At 72.8% G+C, this 15914-nt stretch carries 17 protein-coding genes; 3 read left to right on the top strand and 14 right to left on the bottom strand.

Translation table 11 applies throughout. The features are described from left to right. Window positions 1–11: 11 nt before the first annotated feature. The 3 genes from ACTFTM_RS13360 to ACTFTM_RS13350 all read right to left on the bottom strand — a co-directional run bounded on the left by ACTFTM_RS13360 (window position 12) and on the right by ACTFTM_RS13350 (window position 2782). On the bottom strand, window positions 12–920 hold the full coding sequence (locus ACTFTM_RS13360) for a hypothetical protein (RefSeq protein WP_449566086.1): 909 nt from the start codon (window positions 918–920) through the stop codon (window positions 12–14). An 81-nt stretch (window positions 921–1001) separates the two neighbouring features. Next, window positions 1002–1667 (bottom strand): response regulator, encoded by a 666-nt coding sequence (locus tag ACTFTM_RS13355; protein ID WP_449566085.1) that lies wholly within the window; start codon window positions 1665–1667, stop codon window positions 1002–1004. Then, a complete protein-coding gene (locus ACTFTM_RS13350) occupies window positions 1664–2782 on the bottom strand; it encodes a sensor histidine kinase (protein WP_449566084.1) in 1119 nt (372 codons plus the stop codon). Before ACTFTM_RS13350 ends, ACTFTM_RS13355 begins: the two co-directional genes overlap by 4 nt. 216 nt (window positions 2783–2998) lie before the next feature. On the opposite strand from ACTFTM_RS13350, the gene ACTFTM_RS13345 reads away from it, so the two are divergent. Further along, window positions 2999–3382: a DUF6223 family protein gene (locus tag ACTFTM_RS13345; protein WP_449566083.1), complete on the top strand. Its 384-nt coding sequence runs from the start codon at window positions 2999–3001 to the stop codon at window positions 3380–3382. A gap of 69 nt (window positions 3383–3451) precedes the next feature. Here the strand turns inward: ACTFTM_RS13345 and ACTFTM_RS13340 are convergent, their stop codons facing one another. Further along, window positions 3452–3874, bottom strand: a complete 423-nt coding sequence (locus ACTFTM_RS13340) for a DUF6069 family protein (protein ID WP_449566082.1) — start codon at window positions 3872–3874, stop codon at window positions 3452–3454. A gap of 153 nt (window positions 3875–4027) precedes the next feature. Here ACTFTM_RS13340 and ACTFTM_RS13335 point away from each other — a divergent pair, with 153 nt between their 5' ends. Continuing rightward, entirely contained in the window at window positions 4028–4522 is a 495-nt protein-coding gene (locus tag ACTFTM_RS13335; RefSeq protein WP_449566081.1) for a MarR family winged helix-turn-helix transcriptional regulator, read from the top strand. A gap of 23 nt (window positions 4523–4545) precedes the next feature. Beyond that, window positions 4546–6057, top strand: a complete 1512-nt coding sequence (pdxR, locus tag ACTFTM_RS13330; protein ID WP_449566080.1) for a MocR-like pyridoxine biosynthesis transcription factor PdxR — start codon at window positions 4546–4548, stop codon at window positions 6055–6057. Here pdxR and ACTFTM_RS13325 read toward each other — a convergent pair. From ACTFTM_RS13325 to ACTFTM_RS13280, 10 genes are all read right to left on the bottom strand, one after another. Continuing rightward, the gene (locus ACTFTM_RS13325; protein WP_449566079.1) at window positions 6002–7459 is read right to left on the bottom strand and encodes a UbiD family decarboxylase; all 1458 of its coding nucleotides are present in this window, start codon (window positions 7457–7459) and stop codon (window positions 6002–6004) included. The genes pdxR and ACTFTM_RS13325 overlap by 56 nt on opposite strands. Then, on the bottom strand, window positions 7456–7821 hold the full coding sequence (locus ACTFTM_RS13320) for a chorismate mutase (protein ID WP_449566078.1): 366 nt from the start codon (window positions 7819–7821) through the stop codon (window positions 7456–7458). Before ACTFTM_RS13320 ends, ACTFTM_RS13325 begins: the two co-directional genes overlap by 4 nt. Next, window positions 7818–8165, bottom strand: coding sequence for a cupin domain-containing protein (locus ACTFTM_RS13315; protein WP_355050129.1), 348 nt, complete (start codon window positions 8163–8165; stop codon window positions 7818–7820). Before ACTFTM_RS13315 ends, ACTFTM_RS13320 begins: the two co-directional genes overlap by 4 nt. After that, a complete protein-coding gene (locus ACTFTM_RS13310; protein WP_449566077.1) occupies window positions 8155–8853 on the bottom strand; it encodes a flavodoxin family protein in 699 nt (232 codons plus the stop codon). Before ACTFTM_RS13310 ends, ACTFTM_RS13315 begins: the two co-directional genes overlap by 11 nt. 61 nt (window positions 8854–8914) lie before the next feature. Further along, a complete protein-coding gene (locus ACTFTM_RS13305) occupies window positions 8915–10219 on the bottom strand; it encodes a TrpB-like pyridoxal phosphate-dependent enzyme (protein WP_449566076.1) in 1305 nt (434 codons plus the stop codon). 29 nt (window positions 10220–10248) lie between these two features. Continuing rightward, window positions 10249–11469, bottom strand: coding sequence for an MFS transporter (locus ACTFTM_RS13300; protein WP_449566075.1), 1221 nt, complete (start codon window positions 11467–11469; stop codon window positions 10249–10251). Then, the gene (locus ACTFTM_RS13295) at window positions 11469–12695 is read right to left on the bottom strand and encodes an ATP-grasp domain-containing protein (RefSeq protein ID WP_449566074.1); all 1227 of its coding nucleotides are present in this window, start codon (window positions 12693–12695) and stop codon (window positions 11469–11471) included. Before ACTFTM_RS13295 ends, ACTFTM_RS13300 begins: the two co-directional genes overlap by 1 nt. Continuing rightward, a complete protein-coding gene (locus tag ACTFTM_RS13290; RefSeq protein WP_449566073.1) occupies window positions 12692–13480 on the bottom strand; it encodes a B3/B4 domain-containing protein in 789 nt (262 codons plus the stop codon). Before ACTFTM_RS13290 ends, ACTFTM_RS13295 begins: the two co-directional genes overlap by 4 nt. After that, window positions 13477–14169 (bottom strand): anthranilate synthase component II, encoded by a 693-nt coding sequence (locus ACTFTM_RS13285; RefSeq protein WP_449566072.1) that lies wholly within the window; start codon window positions 14167–14169, stop codon window positions 13477–13479. Before ACTFTM_RS13285 ends, ACTFTM_RS13290 begins: the two co-directional genes overlap by 4 nt. Then, window positions 14166–15635: an anthranilate synthase component I family protein gene (locus ACTFTM_RS13280; RefSeq protein WP_449566071.1), complete on the bottom strand. Its 1470-nt coding sequence runs from the start codon at window positions 15633–15635 to the stop codon at window positions 14166–14168. Before ACTFTM_RS13280 ends, ACTFTM_RS13285 begins: the two co-directional genes overlap by 4 nt. Window positions 15636–15914: the final 279 nt, after the last annotated feature.

The raw sequence follows: 15914 nt of genomic DNA, 5'->3' as shown, positions 1-15914 counted from the left end.
GCGCGGCAACCTCAGCGGGCGGCGCGACCCGGCCGACCCGGACCGGTGCCGGAACGCCGGGCACCGATGCGGGGAGCCCGCACCACCGGTGAGCTGCCGGCCCCGGGGCGGAAGTCGCGAGCCGCGGTGGCCACCATCTCGTCGGGATCGCCTTCGAGCGTCTGCCGGACGTGCGCCGGGATGATCTCGGACGTGGCCATCGCCAGCCGGACCTGCACCGAACGGTCGTCGACAAGCGTCGCCAGGTCCGCCTCGTCCAGCTCCAGCGCGCGGACCAGCGCGGCCCGTACGTCGACCGCCGGGTCCCCGGCCAGGGCGCTGCGCTGCGCGGCGGTGGTCCGCGGGTTGCGGGCCAGCCCCTTGCGGACGCGGACGGTACGGTCGGCCAGCAGGGCGACGATGACGTCGGGGTCCTGGGTGTGCGTGGCGAGGCGTTCCCGCACCTCGGGTGAGACGTCGTCGACCAGCCGGGCGGCCAGCTCGGGTTCCAACTCGCGGGTCTCGGCGAGCAGACCCCGGAGCTCCTTGTCAGGTGCGGCGACCATCACCCGGCGGACCGACTCGTCGCAGGCCGGGTTGCCGGCGACGGCCCAGCGGACCCACCGGTCCGCGTCCTTGACCAGGCGCAGGAGATTGCCCACCGAGGTCGCCGGATTGCGCGCCACGGCTTCCCGGACGTGACGATCATGGTCGCGGGTCAGTGACCGCAGGGCCTGCGCGGGCGCGTCCGGCCGCGCCGCGACCGCCTTGCGCACCGCGACCGACGCATCGGACGCCAGGTCGATGAGGGTCATCTGTGGCGTTGTGGGGTCGTGTGCGAGGGCGAGCCGCTCGTCCGCCCCACCACCGGTCGGACGGTCGGCCGTGGTGCCCGACCCGCTGTCCCGGTCGGTCCCGCCGACGTGCTGCTGCTTACCCATGGGCGCAATCATGGCACGGGTCGACCGGGGCGCCGCGTGGCGAGCCCGCACGCCGTCCCCTGGTCCGACGGCCCGTCGACCTCAGTGCTGCTGCCGCGGCGCCACCAGGCCCGACTCGTACGCGACGACGACGAGTTGCGCGCGGTCACGGACTCCGAGTTTGGCCATGGCCCGGTTGACGTGGGTCTTGGCGGTGAGCGGGCTGATCACCATCCGCGCCGCGACCTCGTCGTTCGACAGCCCCTGGGCGACCAGGGCAACGGCCTCGCGTTCCCGGCTGGTCAACTCCGCGAGGCCGGTCGGGGCGCGCAGGTGGCGCGGCTCGGCGACGTACCGGTCGATGAGGCGGCGGGTGATCGACGGCGCGAGCAGCGCGTCCCCCCGCGCGGCGACACGTACGGCGTGCAGGAAGTCCTCCGGCTCGATGTCCTTGACGAGGAACCCGGCGGCGCCGGCGCGCAGGGCGTGGAACACGTGTTCGTCGAGGCCGTAATTGGTCAGGATGACGACGTGCACTCCGGCCAGAGCCGGATCGGCGGCGATGAGCCGGGTCGCCTCGATGCCGTCCAGCACGGGCATCTGGATGTCGATGAGGGCGATGTCGGGCAGATGACGCCGGGCGAGGGCCACACCCTCCCGCCCGTCGGCGGCCTCGGCCACCACCTCGATGTCGTCCTCGATGTCCAGGAGCGCGCGGAAGCCGCTGCGCAGCAGCGCCTGGTCGTCGACCAGCAGGACGCGGATCACGCCGGCGGTCCCACCGGGAGTTCGGCCTGGACGGTGAAGCCGCCCTCGTCGCGGGGCGCGGCGTGCAGGCGTCCACCCAGGGCGGTGACCCGCTCGCGCATGCCGAGGAGCCCGACCCCGGGCGTCGGGACGGCGTCCGACGTGACGGACCCGTCGTCGTCGACGCGGATCGCGAGGGCGTCCGGACGGTAGTCGACCCGGACCGCCGCGCTGGCCGCGGCGGCGTGCCGGGCGACGTTGGTGAGGGATTCCTGGACGATCCGGTAGGCGGTCCGGTCCACGGCCACCGGCACGGCCGGTCGTCGCCCCCGCACCGTCAACGTCGCGTCCAGCCCGGCCATCCGGGCCCGCTGCACCAGCTCCGGCAGGTGGTCGAGGCCGCGCGGCGGACTCCGGTCGTCGTCCCGCAGCGCCTCCAGGGTCGCGCGCAACTCACGGCTGGCCTCGCGGCCGGCCTCCCGGATGGCGAGCAACGTCTCCGGCACCTCCTCGCCGCGCCGGCGGGCCAGGTGGACGGCCACCTCGGCCTGCACCTTGATGATCGAGATCTGGTGGGTCAGCGAGTCGTGCAGCTCCCGCGCGATGTGCAGCCGTTCCTCGTCAGCACGGCGGCGCGCGGTCTCCTCCCGGGTGCGTTCGGCCTCGTCGGCCCGCCGCTCGGCCTGTCGCAACGCCTCCCCCGCCGCGCCGGCGGCGATCAGCCACGCCACCTCCAGCGCGCCCCGGGCCCGTGCGAGCGCGTCGCCCAGCGGCAGACCCTGCGGTGGGGCGAGCGCCGTGAGCGGCAACGCGACGAGCATCAGCACGGCGGCGACGATCGTGACGACCCGGTGGCCGGCCCGTACGCCGTAGTACACGGCGAACAGGAAGGCGACGGCCGGCACGTCGAAACCGGCCGCCTGGTAGCCCACGGCACACAGTCCGGTGACGGCCAGGACGGCGACGGGAGCACGGCGACGGGCCGCCAACGCCAGACCACTCGCGGCCAGCAACGGATAACCCAGCAGGTCGGCGTCGATCGTGGCGGCGTCCGCGGACCGACCGGCGACCAGCAACACCGCCGCCACCCCGATGGCGATCACCCAGTCCCGTACGACGGCACGCTCTGTGCTCATGCGCGCACCCTAGCCCGGGCGGCGCCCCGGGCGACTCCTGCGCGCGGACGACCGGGAACTACCGCGTCCGTGGTAGTCGTGCGGCGTGCGCGCCGTACGCGGCAGCCGCCTGCGCCCGCCGCGGCAGGGCAAAGAGCCTCCGGTTGCCGGACGACCGGCGGCCGGCGCGGCGACACGATCGAACGACACACCACGACGTACGAGAAGGAGAAGCACATGTCGGTGCTCACCGCCGCCGCGTCCGCCCTGATCGAGGGGATCGCCGCCCCTGAACGGCCGTTGGCGGCCAGCGTCACCACCATGAGCGCCGGCCGGCTCGGCGCGAGCGTGGGCGGCCTGCTGGCGCTGGCGGGGGTGATCGTCGGCGCGGTGGCCCTGGCCCGCCCGAGCAGCCGCGTCGGCACCGGCAGCGGGATGCTGGGCGCGACCGTGGCCCTGGCGTCCGGACTGCTCGGCGTGAGCCTCGGCGCGCTGGTGGTGGCGACCTCCGACGGCGGGATCGGCACCGGCAACGGTCGGGGCGGGGCGTACGTGGCCCTGGTGGTGGGGTTGGCCGCGCTGGGCCTCGGTGGCCTGGCGTTGAGCCGTACGCGCAGTTGAGGAACCGCCCGTCCTGCTCCCCCCGTGGGAGCAGGACGGGCGATCGGCAGCGGTTGGGGCAACCCGCCGTCAGGCGTGCCGCGCGCTCCCGCGGAAGCCCACGATCACGACCGCGCCCACCACCAAGTGCATCAGGAGGAGGGCCACTCTGGTGCCGGCCGAGGCGTCGACCAGGGATGCCGGCACGAGCGACAGCACGAGGACGGCGAGGGCGATCCCCGTCCAGATCGACGTGGCACGCGCCCGGAAGCGCTCGAGCACCGCGAGCAGGCCCCAGCCGAGCAGCGCCGCGATCGCGGAGTTCAGGACGACGGCGAGCACCGTGACATCCCGCGGGCCGGCGCCCTGGTCGACGGTGAGCTGCGCGCCGGCGAGGCTCGCGATCGACCACACGGCCACGGCGGCGAGCACGGCGACCGCGACGGCGATGGCCCGGTCACGCACCCGTGCGGCGCTGGCACCGGCACGGGGAACAGAGGCTTCCGCAGACATCAGAGGTGACTCCTTGGTGGAGGGGACGCACTGTCGAGATCGAACCGTATCAGAAGGTTCCGTTCTTTACTATCTCGTTCTTAACTTGTTCGCGAGCGGCGATGCTCCGCTACGAGATAGTTCGAATCACGAACCAGTTGGTAGGCTGCCGCCATGACCACCGGAACCTCCGGGCCCGATGCCACGCCACCAGACCTGATGTTCCTCATGTCCTGGGCCACCCACGCGCTGGCTCAGGAGCACGCCGCCGCCCTCTCCGGCCTCGGCATCTCGACGCGTGCCTACTGCGTGCTCGATCGCGGACTCACCGGCGAGTTCACCCAGAGCCAGCTCGGCGAGATGTGCGGCATCGACAAGACGACGATGGTCGTCACCCTCGACGAGCTGGAACGTGCCGGCCTGGTCGACCGTCGCACATCGACGACCGACCGGCGCGCCCGCATCGTCACCGTCACGCCTGACGGCGAGCGGCTGGTCGCCGGGGCGCGGCAGATCGTCGCGGCATTGCAGAGCGACATCCTCGCCACGGTTCCGTCGCGCGACCGCGCGATCTTCCTGGACGTGCTCGGTCGGCTGGTTCAGGGCCGACTGTCGACATTCGTGCAGACCGACCGTCCCGCGCGCAGGCGATCCTCCCGGGCAGCCTGACCTCGAGCGGGGAGCATGCCCAGGTGAGTTCGGACCAGCTCCTCGTCACGCTGGACCGTGCCAGTCCGGTGCCGTTGCAGCAGCAGCTCTGCGACCAGATCAGCTCATCCGTACGCGCCGGCCGGCTGCGGCCCGGTGACGCGGTGCCGCCCAGCCGTGAGCTGGCACACCAGCTCAGAGTCTCCCGGACGGTGGTGACCCGCGCGTACGAGCTGCTGCGGGCCAACGGGGTGCTCACGTCACGGCGTGGTTCCGGCACGCGGGTCAGCGCGGCCCCGGGCGGCACACCGGCACCCGCCCCCCGCGCCGCCCGCGCGCACCTGCGACCCGAGCCCCCACTGCCCACCGACGCCGGCAGTCCCCTCTGGAAGCCCTGGGAACCGGCGCCGATGCACCGGCCGGACGGCACCTACGACTTCCGGCACGGCACCCCGGCACTGGCCAGCTTCCCGGTGACCCGGTGGCGGCAGTCGCTCGCCGACGCGGTCAGCCGGGCCGACGCGGTGGCGCTCGGTTACGGTCCGGCCGAGGGTTCCCCGTCGCTGCGTACCCAGGTCACCGCGCTGCTGCGACGCAGCCGGGCGTTGGACGCCCGGCGCGAGAACACGGTCGTGACCAGCGGCGCGACCCAGGCCATGGACATCCTGGTCCGGCTCCTCGTCGGCCCGGACGACGTGGTGGTCATCGAGGATCCGAGCCACACCGTGCTGCGGCAGATCTTCGGCTACTCGCGGGCCGCCGTGGTGCCGGTGCCGGTCGACGAGGAGGGCCTGCGGGTCGAGGAGATCGACTGCCGGGTCCGCGCGCACGGCCTCGACCCGGCCCGGGTACGCCTCGTCTACGTCACTCCGTCGCACCAGTTCCCGACCGGGTTCATCATGTCCGACCGGCGACGACGGGCATTGCTGCGGTGGGCCCGCGACCACGCCGCGACGGTGCTGGAGGACGACTACCACAACGAGTTCACCTTCGCCGAGGAGCGGCTTGCGTCGCTGGCCGCCGACCCGCAGGACGCGGACGTGGTCTACGTGGGCAGCTTCAGCAAGACCCTCTTCCCCTCGCTGCGCATCGGATACGCGGTGCTGCCGCCGCACCTCGTCCGGTCGTTCCTGGGCATCAAGTGGATCACCGACCGGCTGACCCCGACGGTCACCCAGGAGGCGCTGGCCGAGTTCATCTCCTCCGGCGCGTACGCCCGGCACATCGGCCGGATGGACCGCCTCTACCGGCAGCGACGCGCCCGCCTGTTGGAGTCGCTGTACGAGCACTTCGGCGCGGGAGTGCGGATCTCCGGCACGGCGGCCGGCCTGCACGTGCTCGTGACCCTGGGCGGCGCGCCCGACGTCGACGAGGCCGAGATCGTGCGCGCCGCCGCCGTGCGGGGCGTACGGGTCTACCCCGCCTCGGGCTACTTCGTCACCCGACCGCCGACCGAGCCGACCTTCCTGATCGGGTACGCGGCGTTGCCCACCGCCCGGATCACCGAGGGAGTGGCGCTGCTGGCCGCCGCGGTGCGGGACGTGACGGCTCGGTGAAGCGGGGGCGGCGGAACCGGACGCTCTGGGCGTACGGGACGGTGCAGTCGAACACCGCCTTGGCCGTGCGCCCGTCGGCCGAGAGCGACGGGGAGTAGCCGGTGTGCTGGCTGGGGTCGAGGGGGAAGCCCTCCCGGTCGGGCAGCACGACGAGGTCCTGGTCGGCCTGGAAGCGGGTGACCATGGCCCACCACAGGTCCTGGTCGGACTCGATGTCGACGTCCTCCCCCACGCACAGCACCAGCTTGGCCATCCGGAACTGCTCCAGCACCGCCTCGGCGGCGGCGCGCACCGCGACGTCGTCGTCCGGCCCGCGCTTCGCCGGCCACTGGAGCACCACCATGAGCTGACCGCCGCCGGCGGTGTGGCAGTGCGCCGCGAGCGCGGGTGTCCCCCGCCGCCGCAGCACGTCCAGCACGGCGGCCTCCATCCCGAAGCCGAGCAGGATCGACTGCTCGTGCCCGGGCCCGGAGACCGCCTGCAGGATCGGGCTCTCCCGGGCGGTGATCGCCGTGGCCCGGATCAGCGGCAGCGAGGGATGCGCCCGGCCCTGGTAGCCGAGGAACTCCGGCGTCGCCACCGTGCCGTGCGCGCTCTCCGGCGCGTGGTCGGCCAGCAGCTCGCCCTCGACGACGTACTCGGCGTGCGCGATGAACTCGGCGTCCACCGTGGCGCAGGGCAGCAGCTCCACCGGCTGGCCGGCGAGCGCGCCGGCCACCGCCAGCTCGTCGAGGTCGGCCGGGACCAGCGAGGTCGGGCAGCAGGACGACAACAGCACCGCCGGGCTGAGGCCGAGGTGGATCGCCACCGGCAGCGCGCGACCCCGGCGCAGGGCAGCCTGGTACGCCAGTTCCAGGTCGCGCCCCGGCACCATCCAGATGGTCAGCGTGTCGGGCCCCTGTACGCACATGCGGTGCACGGACAGGTTGCGGACCCCGGTGTCCGGATCGGTGGCGAGCACCGCGCCGAGGGTCAGGTAGGGGCCGGCGTCCTCGTCGGTGAGGACCGGCACCGGCAGCGCCGTCAGGTCCAGCGGCAGCGCCTCGCGCGGCCAGCGGGACGCGGCGGCGGACACCGCCGGGCGGGGGGCCGCCACCGCGTCGAGCAGCCGGTGCGGCAGTTCGGCGGGCGTGCAGCCGAGCAGGCCGGCGGCACGTCGGCGGGTGCCGTAGAGGCCCATCAGCACCGCCCGGGTGGGACCGTCGTCGGGGCGTACCCGGTCGAAGAGCACGGCCGGGCCGGCGCCGGTGGGCGGGGCGGCCGGCGCGCCCGCCCACCGGGCGTAGTGGGCGGACACGCCGTAGCGGGCGGGCAGTTCGGTGGCGACCCGCACCAGCTCGCCGGGGAGCGGGTCGAGGCTGGCCAGGGCGTGCCGCAGGTCGACGGGCGGGCGGTGGCTCATCTGGTGTCCGCCTGCGCCGCGGCGCGGCGGGCCGCCAGCATGTCGAGCTGCATCAGGGTCAGCTCCTCGATGAGGGCGCGGTACGTGCCGACGGCCACCTCGGGCGGCATGCCGTGCCCCACCGCCAGGCCGTGTATGCGGTCCAGGACCTGCCGTACCCGCTCGGGTGAGCGGACGGTCTCCTCGTCCGTCTTGTACACGGTCAGCTCCCGCACCACCCGGGTGCGCTCGGCCAGCAGGGCGATGATCTGCCGGTCGAGCCCGTCGATGGCGACCCGCAGCTCGGCGATCCGGGCCGTTCCGTCGGCGTCGCCGGCCGACGCCGACCCGGCCGGCGACGCGACGTGCTGCTGGTCGCTCACGGCTGCGGAACCTCGTCGACCACGAAGACGACCGTGGGTTCGGCGTCGCTGCCCTGGGACCGGTGCTCCTCGTCGTCGGGGATGACGAAACCCATCCCGGGGCGGCACGGCACCGACCGGTCCCGGAAGTGGATGGTGAACTCGCCCTGGAGCACGTAGCCGGTGTGCCCCCGCAGGCACCAGTGATGCTCGTCGAAGCCGGGCGGCAGCTCCAACAGACGCAGACGCTGACCGCCCACGTACGTCATCTTGACCCTGCCCTCGGCGCCGGGCTTGTCCCACCTCTCCCACTCGGTGGCGGGAAAGTCGATGCCGACCGGTGCGGCGACCTGCTCAGTGGACATTCTCGATATCTCCTTTGCTCTGGACGGATTCGGCGCGGCGGGGCCGCGGGACGCGTTCGTTGCGGTCCCGGCGCGGCAGGACCGGACCACCGTCGACCCGCTGGTGCCGCTTGAGCAGTTGCACCATGTCGAGCATCCGGTGCACCATCCGCTCGAGCGCGTCGACGCCCTCGGCGTCGGTCAGGCCGGGGCTGCCGGTGGTGTTGCGCAGCAGGACGGGGAAGCCGCTGCCCACCAGGATCATCCTGTTGAGCAGCAGGTTGTTGACGATCTGGTTGTGCACCGAAGAATCGCTGTACCGGCGCCCGGTGACGATGATGCCGCCGACCTTGTCGGCGAGCGGCCTGTTGAACCGCAGGTAGCCGACGCCGGCCCGCTCGATGAAGACCTGCATGAGGTGGGCGAGGCCGAAGCCGTGCACCGGGGCCGCGTAGATGAGTCCGTCGGCGGCGGCCATCTGCTCCACCAGGGCGGGGACGTCGTCGTCCACGCGGCAGGGCAGGGTACGGCTGTTGCAGTCGCCGCACGGGCTGCACGGCGAGATGCGGTGTTCCCGGAGCACGATGGTGCGCAGGGTCGCACCGCGTTCGGCGATCAGCCGGCCCGCGTGCGCGATGGCGTGGTCGGTGTTGCCACCGGCCCGCTCCGAACCGTTGATGGCGAGGATGGTCGCTGCTTCGCTGTGCATTGGCACCCCCGGGTGCTCGGCGCGGGGGCGGGCGCCACGGCGGCGCCCGCCCCCAGCGAGGTCAGTCCGTCAGCTTCCCGGCGAAGTAGTCGATGTAGGCCTGCATGTCGAAGTGGCCGTGGCCCGAGAGGGAGAAGACGATCGCCTCCGACTCACCCGTCTCCCGGCAGCGCAGCGCCTCGTCCACGGCCACCCGGACGGCGTGGGTGGACTCCGGCGCCGGCACGATCCCCTCGCTGCGGGCGAACAGCACGCCCGCCTCGAAGCACGCGGTCTGCGGCACGGCACGCGCCTCGATGAGATCGAGGTCCCGCAGCGCGCTGATGATCGGCGCCATGCCGTGGTAGCGCAGTCCACCGGCGTGGATGGCCGGTGGGCGGAAGTCGTGGCCCAGGGTGTGCATCTTGGTCAGCGGGGTGAGGCCGGCGGTGTCCCCGAAGTCGTAGTCGTAGGTGCCCTGGGTCAGCGACGGGCAGGAGGACGGTTCGACCGCGATGAACCGCACGGCCGGGCCGCCGCCGAGTTGGCGGCGCAGGAACGGCAGGGCCAGCCCGGCGAAGTTGGAGCCACCGCCGGCCGCGCCGACCACGACGTCCGGGTAGTCGTCGGCCAGGGCGAGTTGGAGCTGCGCCTCCTGGCCGATGATCGTCTGGTGCATCAGCACCAGGTTGAGCACCGAGCCGAGGGCGTACTTGGCGGCGCCACCGCTGACCATCGCCGCCTCCACCGCCTCGGAGATGGCCAGGCCGAGGCTGCCGGTGGAGTCGGGGTCGGCGGCGAGCGCGGCCCGGCCCGCCTCGGTGCGGTCGCTCGGGCTCGCCGTCACCGACGCGCCGAACGTCTCCATCAGCCCGCGCCGGTACGGCTTCTGGTCGTAGCTGACCCGGACCATGAAGACCTCGCAGTCGAGGCCGAAGTACGTGCACGCCATCGACAGCGAGCTGCCCCACTGGCCGGCGCCGGTCTCCGTGGTCAGCCGCCGTACGCCGTCGAGCTTGCTGTAGTACGCCTGCGGTACGGCCGTGTTCGGCTTGTGGCTGCCGGACGGGCTGACCCCCTCGTACTTGAAGTAGATCCGGGCCGGAGTGTCGAGGGCCTTCTCCAGACGGTGGGCGCGTACGAGCGGGCTGGGCCGCCACTGGCGGTAGATGTCCAGCACCGGCCCGGGGATGTCCACATCCCGTTCGGTGCTGAACTCCTGCTCGATCATGCCGGTGGCGAAGAGCGGTTCGAGGTCCGCCGGGGTGAGAGGTTCCCGGGTGCCGGGGTGCAGCATCGGGGGCAGCCCCTTGGGCAGGTCGGGAACCACGTTGTACCAGGTCGTCGGGATGTCGCTCTCGGGCAGCACGAACTTCGACGTGGTCATGGCGCCTTCCGATGAGGGGTGGGTGGGTGTCAGGGACTGGCGGTGGCCGGTTCGGCGGGCGCCGGCACGGGCCGGACGGCCGGTCGGATTCGCAGCGCCGCGAACGCGACCACACCGACCACCGGGGTCAACAGGAGGATCAGGAGGACGGGTCGGTGCCCCTGGGTCTGCCACACGAAGCCGAGGCCCATCGGCACGACCAGCCGTGCCGAGCTGAGCACGAACGCGTTCAGGGCCATGAAGCTGCTGACCCGCCGCTCCTGCACGTGGTCGGCGATGTAGGTGGGTACCACCACCGAGGCGATGATCTCCCCGAGGGTCCAGACCACCGTGGAGAGCAGGACGGCGGGCAGGGAGAAGGCGAACACCAGGACGGCCATGCCGGCCGACCAGAGCAGGCCGGCCACGATCAGCAGGACCCGGGTGGAGTACGCCTTGATCCGCTTCTCGATCAGCAGGCTGGCGCTGACCACGACGACGCTGTTGATGGTGTAGACCGCGCCGACCGCCGCCACCGACGAGTGCAGCACCGTGGTGACCGCGAGGGGCAGCGTGTACTCCAGGCCGATCAGCGGCGCGACGTAGCAGAACGAGACCAGCACCAGCAGCGCCACGTCGACGTCCCGCCGCAGCCCGCCCCACCGGGTGGTGACGACGGGCGCGGCCGTCGTGGCACGGCGGGTGTCGGCGGGTACGAACAGCCAGATGGTGGCCGCGGCGAGCAGACCGAGCAGGATGTTCCCGGCGAACATCAGCTCGTACGACAGGGCCGCCGCGAACCCGCCGAGCAGCGGGCCGACACCCATGCCGAGGTTGTTGGCGAGATAGCTGACCGTGTACGCGAACGGCCGCTCACCCGGCTCGGTCAGGTCGGCGATCAGCGTGTTCGCCGCCGGGGAGAACATGCCCATCCCGACCAGCGCGACGAATAGCAGCACCGCGTACGTCCAGGTGGGACCGTCGACAAGCGCGAGGCCCAGGTAGCCGGCCGCGTTGAGCACCAGACTCGACACCAGCGCGGCGCGTCGGCCGGCGCGGGCGCAGACCGGTCCGCTGAGCAGGCTGCCGGCGAGCAGGCCGGTGCTGCCCGCGGAGATCAGCACGCCCGCCTCGCCGGTGCTCAGGTGCCGGCTCTGCACCAGGTAGACGGCGAGCAGGGGAAAGACGAACATGCCGGCCCGGTTGATGAAGGACGCGTAGACCAGCATCCGCAGCGGGCGCGGCAGGGCCCGGAACCGGCTCAGCCACATCACGACTCCCCCACCGGTTCGGTGCGCACCTCGAACGAGTCGCGGATGACTTTGAACCGGGCGCGGACGTCGTCGAAGTCCCGCCCCTCGCAGACGTACCAGCCGAGCACGTCGTTCGAGGCGGTCGGCGCGGCGAGCACGTCACCGACGTGCTTCCACACGTCCGCGTCGCGTACCGCGTCGAGCGCCCGCAACTCCGGTGCCGAGGTGATCGCGGTGATCCGCCCGTACCGGTCGGAGCACAGGTACTCGGTGCCGATCTCCGGCCCGAGCGTGGTCGCCGGCACGTGCTCGGGGTCCAGTTCGAGGCGGCACCACTCCCCGGCCAGGTTGATCCCCCGCCCGACCTCGATGGCGGGGACGATGGAACCGCCGCCGGCCCGGGCGGCCGCCTCGCCGAAGATCACCTCGCCGTCGTCGCGGAGGAAGAACTCGACGTGCGCCACGCCGGTCCGCATTCCGAAGCCGCGCAGCACGGTGGCACTGGCGGCCAGGATGCGCCGCTCGGCGTCGCTCAGGTCGTGTTTGCGGGAGACCGTGCCGCCGGGCTCGTCGCGGAACTCCAGGACCGAGTACGTGTAGCGGGAGAGTTGCTCGAAGACCACCTCGCCGTCGCGCAACAGCGAGTCGACGTGGTACTCGGCCCCCCGGACGTACTCCTCCACCCGGTAGTCGTGCCGGTCGTCGGCGATCAGCGGCCACACCCGGGCCAGATCCTCGGCGGAGTCCACCCGGTGGGTGTCGCCGCAGGCCCAGCCGGCGTACGGCTTGACGACCACCGGCCAGCCCACCTCGGCGGCGAACTCGGCGACCGCCCCGACCGTCTCGGGACGGCACGAGCGCGCCACCGGCACACCCAGCTCGGTGGCCCGGCGGTGCATGACGTTCTTGTCCCGGAAGGTCAGCGCCCCCTCCGGGTCGAGCCCCTCAATGCCGTGGTCCCGCCGGCAGAGCGCGGCGGTCAACACGTCGCCCTCGAAGAGCGGGAAGATGCGCCGTACCGGGTGCTCGGCGACGATCGTCGCGACGGCCGCGCGGACGGCCGGGAGGTCGTCGAGGTCGGCGTGGTAGCAGGGCAGACCGGCGGTGTCGGCGGACGGCTGCCCGGTCGGCAGCAGCGCGACGGTCGCCACGCCCCGCTCGGCGGCGGCGGCGACCACGGCACGGAACTGGGCCGCGTACCGACCGGCCGCCGGGCGGTAGATCACCAGGATCGCGCCGTTCACGGACGGCTCCGACCGTTGCTGCCCGCCGGGCTCAGCGGTCCGGCGGTCCGCAGGACAGCGCTTGTCGCCTCCCGGTCGAGCACCGCATCCTGCCGTGCGCCGGCGGACATCTGGTCGAGGACGCCACCGAGGCGGGCCAACGCGTCCACCACCTCCGCCCGTCCACCCGGGTGGGCCGACTCGACGGTGAGCAGCAGCGCGTGCGGGCCGAGGTCGGTGCGGACCAGGTGGCCCTGCCGCCAGTTCCAGCGCCGCGAGTGGGCCCGCCCGTCGGCGTCGGCGTAGACGACCTCCCCCGGCTCGGGCCGCTCCGGCGCGTCGGGAACGCCCAGTGGCAGGTACGTCTCGGTGCCGTCGGCCGGCCGCACCACGAGTTCGGTGAGGCCGTCGACCGCGCACGAGGCCACCGGCAGCGCCGCGCCGAGTGAGACGGCGTTGCAGAGGTCGACCAGGGCGTTGATCCGGGGCAGCCGGTCACCCTTGGCCACCCGTCGACTGATCGACTCGGCTGCGCAGGGGAACCGGTTCGGGTTCACCCCCACCGCCCGGTACGCCTCGCGCCAGGCCGCGATGCCCGGCAGCTCGGCCACGCCGGCCTTGTCCAGGCCCACGGCGTGCAACGCGTCCTCGGCGGCGGTCAGCAGCGCCGAGACGGCGGGAGGCGCCGGTACGACCTGGACCAGCGGCAGTGCGAGCACGCCGAGCACGTAGTCCGGCACCGCGGTCAGCACCCGGTCGTCGATGCGGACGGTGAGCGTGGCCGCACCGTCGCTGAGCTGGGTCATCGTGATCCTCGTGAGGTTCGGGTCCGATTGTCCGCCCGACCGTACGCAGTGGGACGACCACCGGTTGTGGCCAATCCGGGGTGATCCGGTGAGGCCAATCCGGGTGGCCGTTCCGCGGGCCCCGACGCGTCACGCAGGAAGTTGTCGAACAGCCGCAGGCCGGCCTCGGTGAGCACGCTCTCCGGGTGGAACTGCACCCCCTGCACCGCGAGCGTGTGGTGTCGTACCCCCATCACGTAGCCGTCGTCGGACGACCGGGCGGTGACCCGCAGGGCCGGGGGCACCGGCTCCGCGACGATCAGCGAGTGGTAGCGGGTGACGGTGAGCGGGGCGGGCGCGCCCGCGAAGATGCCCTGTCCGTCGTGGGTGACCACGCTGGTCTTGCCGTGCATCAGGTGCCGGGCGACCGCGACCGTCGCGCCGTACGCGAGGCCGATCGCCTGGTGGCCGAGGCAGACCCCGAGCAGCGGAACCCGGCCGGCGAAAACGTGCACCAGCTCCACGTGCCCGGACTCGGCGGGGTGGCCGGGGCCGGGGCCGAGTACCACCGCGTCGGGCCGCAGCGCGACGAGCTGCTCGCTGGTCGCCGCCCGGGACCGGACCACGACGGTCCGCGCGCCGAGGGTCCGCAGGTACTGGTCGATGATGTGGGTGAAGCTGTCGTACGCGTCCACGAGCAGGACCTTCACGGCAGCAGCTCCCCACCGGTCAGGGCCCAGTAGGTGGCGTTCATCTTGGCGAGCGTCTCGCGCCACTCGTCGCCCGGTGTGGAGTCGGCCACGACCCCGGCGGACGCCTGGGTCCGGTAGTGCCGGCCGTCGTGCACGGCGGTGCGGATGCAGAGGGCGAGCACCGCGTACCCGCGCACGTCGACCAGCCCGACGGCGCCGGCGTAGACACCCCGGGGCTCGTCCTCCAGACCGTCGATGATCTCCATGGCCCGCAGCTTCGGCGCGCCGGTCATGGTGCCGGCCGGGAAGGTGGCGCAGATCGCCGCCCACACGTCGGCCTCGTCGGCGAGCTGGCCCGAGACGGTCGAGACCAGGTGGTGCACGTACGCGAACGGCTCGACGTCGAACATGCTGTCGACACTGAGCGTCCCCGGCAGGCAGACCCGGCCGATGTCGTTGCGGCACAGGTCGACGAGCATGACGTGCTCGGCCTTCTCCTTCTCGCTCGTCGCCAGCTCGACCACCCGCCGCCGGTCGGCCTCGGGGTCGGCGGCGCGGGGGGCCGTTCCGGCGATCGGACGCATCGAGAGCCGGCCGTCCTCGATGCGCAGGAACAGCTCCGGGCTCGCCCCGATGACCGTTCGGCCGGCCCACGGGGTGAGGTACATGTACGGCGACGGGTTGCGGTGGCGCAGTCGCCGGTAGACCTGCAACGGCGTGAGGGTCGTCTCCACGTCGATCCGGTGGCCGATCTGGATCTGGTAGCTGTCCCCGACCTCGATGTGGCGCAGGCACTGCTTCACCCGGGCGGCGAACGTCTCCTCGTCGACGGTGTCCCGGATCGAGCGGGGCGGCGGGGCGGCCGGCACGTGCGGGACGGCGTCGACTCCTCGCGCGGGCAGGTCCGGCAGTCGGTCGGCGTCGGCCGGCGGCAGGTGCGGGCCGCTGGCGTCGAGCCGTCGGACCGTGCCGGCCCGCAGATCCCACCAGACGGTGTGCCGGAACAGCGCGAGCGTGCAGCGGGGAATGTCGTCGACCACCCGGTCGGTCCCGAGCTCGTCCATGTCCCGCGCGGCCTCGTACGCCAGGGTGGTGAGGAAACCGAAGGCGAAGGTGTCGGTGGGGACGGTCGTGCGCACGGCGAACGCCCGCTGCGCCGCCCGGACGGCGGCCCACACCTCGGTCGGGCCGGCGACCGGCCAGACCCGCGACGTGGCGCGTCGTCGGCCCGGGTCGCCCAGGACGGCGGTGAGGACGGCGGCCAGGGCGTCGCCCAGCACGCCGTCGGCGGTCAGCTCGAGGCGGTCGGCGATGAGTCGCACCTCGGCGAGAAGGCCCCAGCCGACGGCGGCGGCATATCGGTCCCGAACAGGACCGTCCAGACTTTCGAACAGATACAGATCGTCGTGGGAAACACTCTCGGCGAGTGCCGTGTAGAGCGACAACGGATCGATCGACGGCAGTGTGATAGATGTCACTTCCACCGGAATTGAGTGCATCAATGGTGTACGTGTACTGGCCGACGAATGTGCTCCGATCGACCACGTGGCACGTTCGGTTGACAATAGGGACACTTGCGGAACCCCCTCTGAACAGCCCGATTCCGCACCACCGTTGGCGCTGGCCCTGCCGACGACACGGCAGGTCGGACCCTTCCCCCAGGCGAAAGGACTTCGCACGACCACCCCGGTGCCGGCGACGGGACGTCCGCATTGGACACGCTCGGAACGTACGCCCTGATTCGCCGGCCACCGGGCGGTTGC

It is taken from the genome of Micromonospora sp. RB23, assembly GCF_053585025.1.
Note: the sequence above shows the minus strand (reverse complement) of the source record. Positions and strands in the feature narration are given on the sequence as shown.

What these genes read in the sequence shown, in the direction of transcription:
- ACTFTM_RS13360 (WP_449566086.1), bottom strand. Translation starts at nt 920, where the DNA reads ATGGGTAAGCAGCAGCACGTCGGCGGGACCGACCGGGACAGCGGGTCG.
- ACTFTM_RS13350 (WP_449566084.1), bottom strand. Translation starts at nt 2,782, where the DNA reads ATGAGCACAGAGCGTGCCGTCGTACGGGACTGGGTGATCGCCATCGGG.
- ACTFTM_RS13345 (WP_449566083.1), top strand. Translation starts at nt 2,999, where the DNA reads ATGTCGGTGCTCACCGCCGCCGCGTCCGCCCTGATCGAGGGGATCGCC.
- ACTFTM_RS13340 (WP_449566082.1), bottom strand. Translation starts at nt 3,874, where the DNA reads ATGTCTGCGGAAGCCTCTGTTCCCCGTGCCGGTGCCAGCGCCGCACGG.
- ACTFTM_RS13335 (WP_449566081.1), top strand. Translation starts at nt 4,028, where the DNA reads ATGACCACCGGAACCTCCGGGCCCGATGCCACGCCACCAGACCTGATG.
- ACTFTM_RS13325 (WP_449566079.1), bottom strand. Translation starts at nt 7,459, where the DNA reads ATGAGCCACCGCCCGCCCGTCGACCTGCGGCACGCCCTGGCCAGCCTC.
- ACTFTM_RS13315 (WP_355050129.1), bottom strand. Translation starts at nt 8,165, where the DNA reads ATGTCCACTGAGCAGGTCGCCGCACCGGTCGGCATCGACTTTCCCGCC.
- ACTFTM_RS13310 (WP_449566077.1), bottom strand. Translation starts at nt 8,853, where the DNA reads ATGCACAGCGAAGCAGCGACCATCCTCGCCATCAACGGTTCGGAGCGG.
- ACTFTM_RS13305 (WP_449566076.1), bottom strand. Translation starts at nt 10,219, where the DNA reads ATGACCACGTCGAAGTTCGTGCTGCCCGAGAGCGACATCCCGACGACC.
- ACTFTM_RS13300 (WP_449566075.1), bottom strand. Translation starts at nt 11,469, where the DNA reads ATGTGGCTGAGCCGGTTCCGGGCCCTGCCGCGCCCGCTGCGGATGCTG.
- ACTFTM_RS13290 (WP_449566073.1), bottom strand. Translation starts at nt 13,480, where the DNA reads ATGACCCAGCTCAGCGACGGTGCGGCCACGCTCACCGTCCGCATCGAC.